Below are 5,327 nucleotides of genomic sequence, written 5' to 3' on the forward strand. Positions count from 1 at the left end.
CCACCCCCACCACCAGCCCCTCCTGGATCCCCCGCAGGCTCGCCTGGAAGGCCAAGGCCTCCTCCCGGGAAAAAGCGAGGAGGTCGGGGGGAAAGCCCGCGAGGACAAGGCGGCCCCGGGCCTTTTCATAAAGGGCCTCGAGGCCCCTCAAAAACCGATCTGAACCCGGCGAAGGAAGCTCGGCGAAAGCCAAAAGGGTGCCCACAGGAAAGGCTTTTTTCCGCGGGTAGAACCGAACCCCCACCCGAAGCCGCCCCTCCTCCACCCCCTGCCCCTCCAAGGCCGCATACCCCGGGCCCGGAACCTCGCCCTGCACCACCGCCCCTGAAAAGCCCAAAAGCCGGGCCTGCCGCTCGGCAAAGGCCTTAAGCTCTTCGGTCCCTTCCACCACCACCCCGCCCAGCCTCACCCCCTGGCCTAGGCGGTCCAAACTCTTGGTCAGGGCCTTCTGCCTTTCCTCCGCAGCCCTGGCCTGGGCCTGGAGGGCCCTTAGGCGCTCCTCCTGGGCCAGGGCTTCCCTCTTGGCCTGGACCAGGCTTTTTTGCAAGGCTTCCTTCTCGGAAAGGATCCGGTCCATTTCCCGCCGCAAGGTGACCAGGGCTTCGGTCTGGGTCTGAAGCTCCTTCAAAAGGGCCTCCTTTTCCAGCCTAGCCCGGCGGGCCTCCTCGGCGAACCGCCCCTGGGTGGCTTCCAGAGCCCGAAGGGCGGCCTCTTTTTCCAAAATCTGCGCTTCCTTTTCCCTAAGGGCCTCCTCCTTAAGGGCCACCAGCCCGGAAAGCTCTGAAAGCCGCCTCTCCAAAGCCCCCTGGCGGGCCAAAAGCGCGCCCAGCTCAGCCCTCAGCCGACCCAGCTCCTCCTCCAGGGCCTTTCTTCTGGCCTCAGCCCTTTCCAGAAGGGCCGAGCGCTCCTCCCCTTCTATCCTCAACCGGTTGAGCTCGGCCAAGGCCCGGGCGGCCTCTGCCTCCAGGGCCTTGCGGGCCTCTAAAAGCCGGTCCCTCTCTAGAAGGAGGGCGTCCCGCTCCTTGCGCACAGCCTCCGCCTCGAGGATCGTCTCCCGGGCCTGGCGGTTGACCAAAAGAAAGAGGCCAAACCCCATGAGGCCGATGACCACTCCGGTGACGACCGCCACCAGGGTGGCCGTCTGCCGGGGGCGAAGGTGAAAAACCCGCCAGTGCCGCTTCCCCACCCACTTGGCCACCCGGTCCCCCAGGTAGGCCACCAGGCCGGAAAGCAGGGCCAAGAGAAGGAGGAGCCAGACCAGGGTCAAAGCTCGTAATCCTCCCCTAGGTAGTACCGCCTGACCCCCGTGTCCTGGGCGAAGGTGCCGGGGTCACCCTCGAACTCAATCCGGCCGTCGTACATCAGGTAGACCCGGTCCGTAATGGCCAGGGTCTCCCGCACCGCGTGATCGGTGATGAAGACCCCCACACCCCGCCTTTCCCGAAGCTCAAAGACCAGCCTCTGGATCTCCCGCACATTCTTGGGATCCACCCCGGTAAAGGGCTCGTCCAGGAGGATAAAGTCGGGGCTTGTGGTCAGGGCGCGGGCGATCTCCAACCGGCGCCTTTCCCCGCCGGAAAGCCTTTGGGCGTACTGGTCCTTTAAGTGCAGGATCCCCAGCTCCTCGAGAAGGGAAAGGGCCCGGTCCATCCGCTCCTTCTTGGAAAGGGGTTGGAACTCGAGGATGGCCAGGAGGTTTTCCAGGACCGTCATCCGCCGGAAGGCGCTGGGCTCCTGGGGAAGGTAGCCCAACCCCCGGCGGGCCCGCTGGTGCATGGGCAGGCGGCTCACCTCCTCGCCCTTTAAGAAGATCCGCCCCCCGGTGGGCCGGATGAACCCCACCACCATGTAGAAGGTGGTGGTCTTTCCCGCCCCGTTGGGTCCGAAAAGGGCCACGATCTCCCCCCGCCTAAGGGAAAGGCTCACCCCCCGGACCACCTCCCGGGCTCCGTACCGCTTTCTAAGCCCCTCCGCGCGAAGCTCCATGCTCCTTTAGCCTAGCCCAGGCCCCTTAAGCGCGAATGAGAGATAATGGGGGGGTATGGTCGTGACCCGGATCGCGCCAAGCCCCACGGGGGACCCCCATGTGGGAACCGCGTACATCGCCATCTTCAACTACGTCTGGGCCAGAAAGAACGGGGGCCGGTTCATCGTCCGCATCGAGGACACGGACCGCGCCCGGTACGTACCGGGCGCGGAGGAGCGCATCCTGGCGGCCTTGAAGTGGCTTCAAATCCCTTACGACGAGGGACCCGACATCGGGGGGCCCCACGGGCCCTACCGCCAATCGGAACGGCTTCCCCTCTATCGGCGGTACGCCGAGGAACTCCTCAAGCGGGGCTGGGCTTACCGGGCCTTCGAAACCCCAGAAGAGCTGGAACGGATCCGGAAGGAGAAGGGCGGGTACGACGGTCGCGCCCGGAACATCCCCTTCGAAGAGGCGGAGGAGCGGGCAAGGCGGGGCGAGCCCCATGTGATCCGGCTCAAGGTGCCCAGGCCTGGGATCACCGAGGTCAAAGACGGGCTCCGGGGGGTGGTGGTCTACGACAACCAGGAGATCCCCGACGTGGTCCTCCTGAAATCCGACGGCTACCCCACCTACCACCTGGCCAACGTGGTGGACGACCACCTGATGGAGGTCACGGACGTGATCCGGGCCGAGGAGTGGCTGGTCTCCACCCCCATCCACGTCCTTCTTTACCAGGCCTTCGGTTGGGCGGTGCCCAGGTTTTACCACATGCCCCTGCTCAGAAACCCCGACAAGACCAAGATCTCCAAACGCAAAAGCCATACTTCACTGGAGTGGTACAAGAAGGAGGGGTTCTTGCCGGAGGCCCTTAGGAACTACCTCTCCCTTATGGGGTTCTCCATGCCGGACGGGCGGGAGATCTTCACCTTGGAGGAGATGGTCCAGGCCTTCAGCTGGGACAGGGTCTCCCTGGGGGGTCCCGTGTTTGACCTGGAGAAGCTTCGCTGGATGAATGGGAAGTACATCCGGGAGGTACTCCCCCTGGAGGAGGTGGCCGAGAGGGTTAAGCCCTTCCTCGAGGAGGCGGGGCTTTCCTGGCCCGACGAGGCCTACCTCCTCCGGGCGGTGGAGCTCATGCGGCCCCGGTTTGACACCCTGAAAGAATTTGTGGAAAAGGCCCAGTACCTCTTCCGGGAGGACTACCCCATGAGCGAAAAGGCCCTGGCCAAACTGACCGAGGGCCTAGCCCTCTTTCCGGAGCTCGAGGCCCGCCTGGAGGCTCTTCCGGAGTGGAAGGAGGAAGGCCTTGAAGGCCTCTTCCGCACCTTCGCCCAGGAAAAGGGGCTGAAGCTCGGCCAGGTGGCCCAGCCCGTGCGGGCGGCCCTAACCGGGGTTTTGGAGACCCCAGGGCTTTTCGAGATCATGGCCCTTCTGGGAAAGGAGAGGGTTCTAAAGCGGCTCAGGCGGGCGCGGGCTCTTGTGAAGGCCTGAACGTTCTGCTAGGCTGGGCCTGGTATGCGGAAGATCCTCCTCCTTCTGCTGAGTCTAAGCCTTTTGGGCCACGCCCAAAGCGCCATCCAGATGCGGATCGGGTACGGGGAAGGCACGGGGCTTTCCTTTGGGGCGGGCTTGGAAAGCAACTTGAGGCGGAACCTCACGGGCCGCCTCTACCTGGACCTGGCCCCCGCAAGCCCGGGCTTGGCCGTGGGGGGAGATCTCCTTTTCAAGCCGGACCTGGGCCAGTACGACCCCACCTGGAGGGGTTCCTTCCCCTACTTCGGTGGGGGGCTTTCCGGTCTTCTGGGCCCTCAAAGCACCTTTGGGGTGGGGTTCAGCCTCGGCCTGGAGCAGCTTCTCGACCCTGACACCGGTCTGGCTATCGAGGCGCAGTACGTCTACGGGATCGCCAACGCTCCCAAGACCTGGCGGATGCTTCTGGGGGTGAACTTTCGCTGATGGCTTGGCTGGACCGACTGAAACAAGGCCTGGCCAAAACCCGGGAGGCCCTTTCCCGGGGCGTCCTTTGGGGAGGAAGGCCGGAGGAGGTCCTGGAGGAGCTGGAGATGGCCCTTCTCAGGGCGGACGTGGGCCTCGAGGCCACGGAAAAGATACTGGAAGAAATCCGAAAGAGCGGGAAAAAAGACCTGAAAGAGGCGGCCAAGGAGGCCATCGCCCTCCTCCTAGAACCGGATGAGCGCCGGGCTGCTCTGCGAAAGCTGGGCTTCCGCCCCGATGCCACGAAAAAGGCGGTGGAACCCGCAGGGCATGTGGTGATGGTGGTGGGGGTAAACGGGGTGGGCAAGACCACCACCATCGCCAAGCTGGGCCGGTATTACCGAAGCCTGGGCAAAAGCGTCCTCCTCTGCGCCGCGGACACCTTCCGAGCGGCGGGAGGCGAGCAACTCGCCCTCTGGGGGGAAAGGCTGGGCCTTCCCGTCGTCAAGGGGGCCGAGGGGGCCGACCCTGCCGCTTTGGCCTTCGACGCCGCCCAGGCCCGCAGGGCACGGGGGATCGACCTGCTCTTTGTGGACACCGCAGGCCGGCTTCACACCAAGCACAACCTCATGGAGGAGCTTAAAAAGGTTAAGCGAGCTGTAGGGAAGGCTGATCCCGAAGAGCCCAAGGAGGTCTGGCTGGTCCTGGATGCGGTGACCGGGCAGAACGGCCTGGAACAGGCCAAAAAATTCCACGAGGCTGTGGGCCTCACCGGGGTCATCGTCACCAAGCTGGACGGGACGGCCAAAGGGGGGGTCCTGATCCCCATCGTCCAGACCCTGGGGGTGCCGGTGCGGTTCATCGGGGTTGGGGAAGGGCCGGAGGACCTCCAACCCTTCGACGCAGCGGCCTACGCGGAGGCCCTTTTGGGGTAAGGTGGAGGCGTGGACCGGCGCACCGCCCTTTTGGCCTTTGCCTTTCTGGTCAGCTTGGTGGCCACGCTGGGAAGCCTCTATTACTCCGAGGTCCGGCTCTTCCTCCCCTGTGAGCTCTGCTGGTACCAGCGGATCTTCATGTACCCCCAGGCCCTCCTCCTTTTCCTGGCCCTATGGCGGGCGGACTACGGAATCTGGCCCTACAGCCTCGCCCTTTCCCTAGTGGGGGGAAGCATCAGCCTTTTGCACCTCGCCGAGCAGAAAATCCCCGGCTTTGCCCCCCTGGCCTGCAAACCCCCGGTCCCTTGTTCGGTGGAGTACATCCCCCAGTTCCCCATTCCCCTCCAGGCCTTAATCGCCTTCTCCCTCATCGCCTCGAGCATGCTTCTCCTTGCCCGGCAGGGCAAACGGTGAGGTTGCACTGGCCGCCCAAACGCCCGTGCTTTCGCGGTCAGCCGAGGTGCTTTTGCGGCAGCGAAACACTCCGA

6 protein-coding genes are annotated in these 5,327 nt (G+C 64.6%); 4 read left to right on the plus strand and 2 right to left on the minus strand.

From position 1 onward, the window contains the following. A partial coding sequence (locus C4301_RS09150; protein ID WP_352414775.1) for a DUF3084 domain-containing protein occupies positions 1 to 1,267 on the minus strand: 1,267 nt, incomplete at its 3' end. After that, entirely contained in the window at positions 1,264 to 1,986 is a 723-nt protein-coding gene (gene lptB / locus C4301_RS09155) for an LPS export ABC transporter ATP-binding protein (RefSeq protein ID WP_352414776.1), read from the minus strand. The genes lptB and C4301_RS09150, both read right to left, overlap by 4 nt. Before the next feature lie 55 nt (positions 1,987 to 2,041). Here lptB and gltX point away from each other — a divergent pair, with 55 nt between their 5' ends. From gltX to C4301_RS09175, 4 genes are read left to right on the plus strand one after another with little or no spacing between them, the layout of a single operon-like run. Continuing rightward, on the plus strand, positions 2,042 to 3,460 hold the full coding sequence (gene gltX / locus C4301_RS09160) for a glutamate--tRNA ligase (protein ID WP_352414777.1): 1,419 nt from the start codon (positions 2,042 to 2,044) through the stop codon (positions 3,458 to 3,460). 24 nt (positions 3,461 to 3,484) lie between these two features. Further along, positions 3,485 to 3,925 (plus strand): hypothetical protein, encoded by a 441-nt coding sequence (locus C4301_RS09165; protein ID WP_352414778.1) that lies wholly within the window; start codon positions 3,485 to 3,487, stop codon positions 3,923 to 3,925. Next, entirely contained in the window at positions 3,925 to 4,839 is a 915-nt protein-coding gene (gene ftsY, locus C4301_RS09170; RefSeq protein ID WP_352414779.1) for a signal recognition particle-docking protein FtsY, read from the plus strand. Before C4301_RS09165 ends, ftsY begins: the two co-directional genes overlap by 1 nt. 9 nt (positions 4,840 to 4,848) lie before the next feature. Further along, positions 4,849 to 5,253, plus strand: coding sequence for a disulfide oxidoreductase (locus C4301_RS09175; protein WP_352414780.1), 405 nt, complete (start codon positions 4,849 to 4,851; stop codon positions 5,251 to 5,253). Positions 5,254 to 5,327 lie beyond the last annotated feature (74 nt).

The organism is Thermus sp. (genome assembly GCF_040290245.1).
In the GTDB taxonomy this organism is placed as follows: domain Bacteria; phylum Deinococcota; class Deinococci; order Deinococcales; family Thermaceae; genus Thermus_A.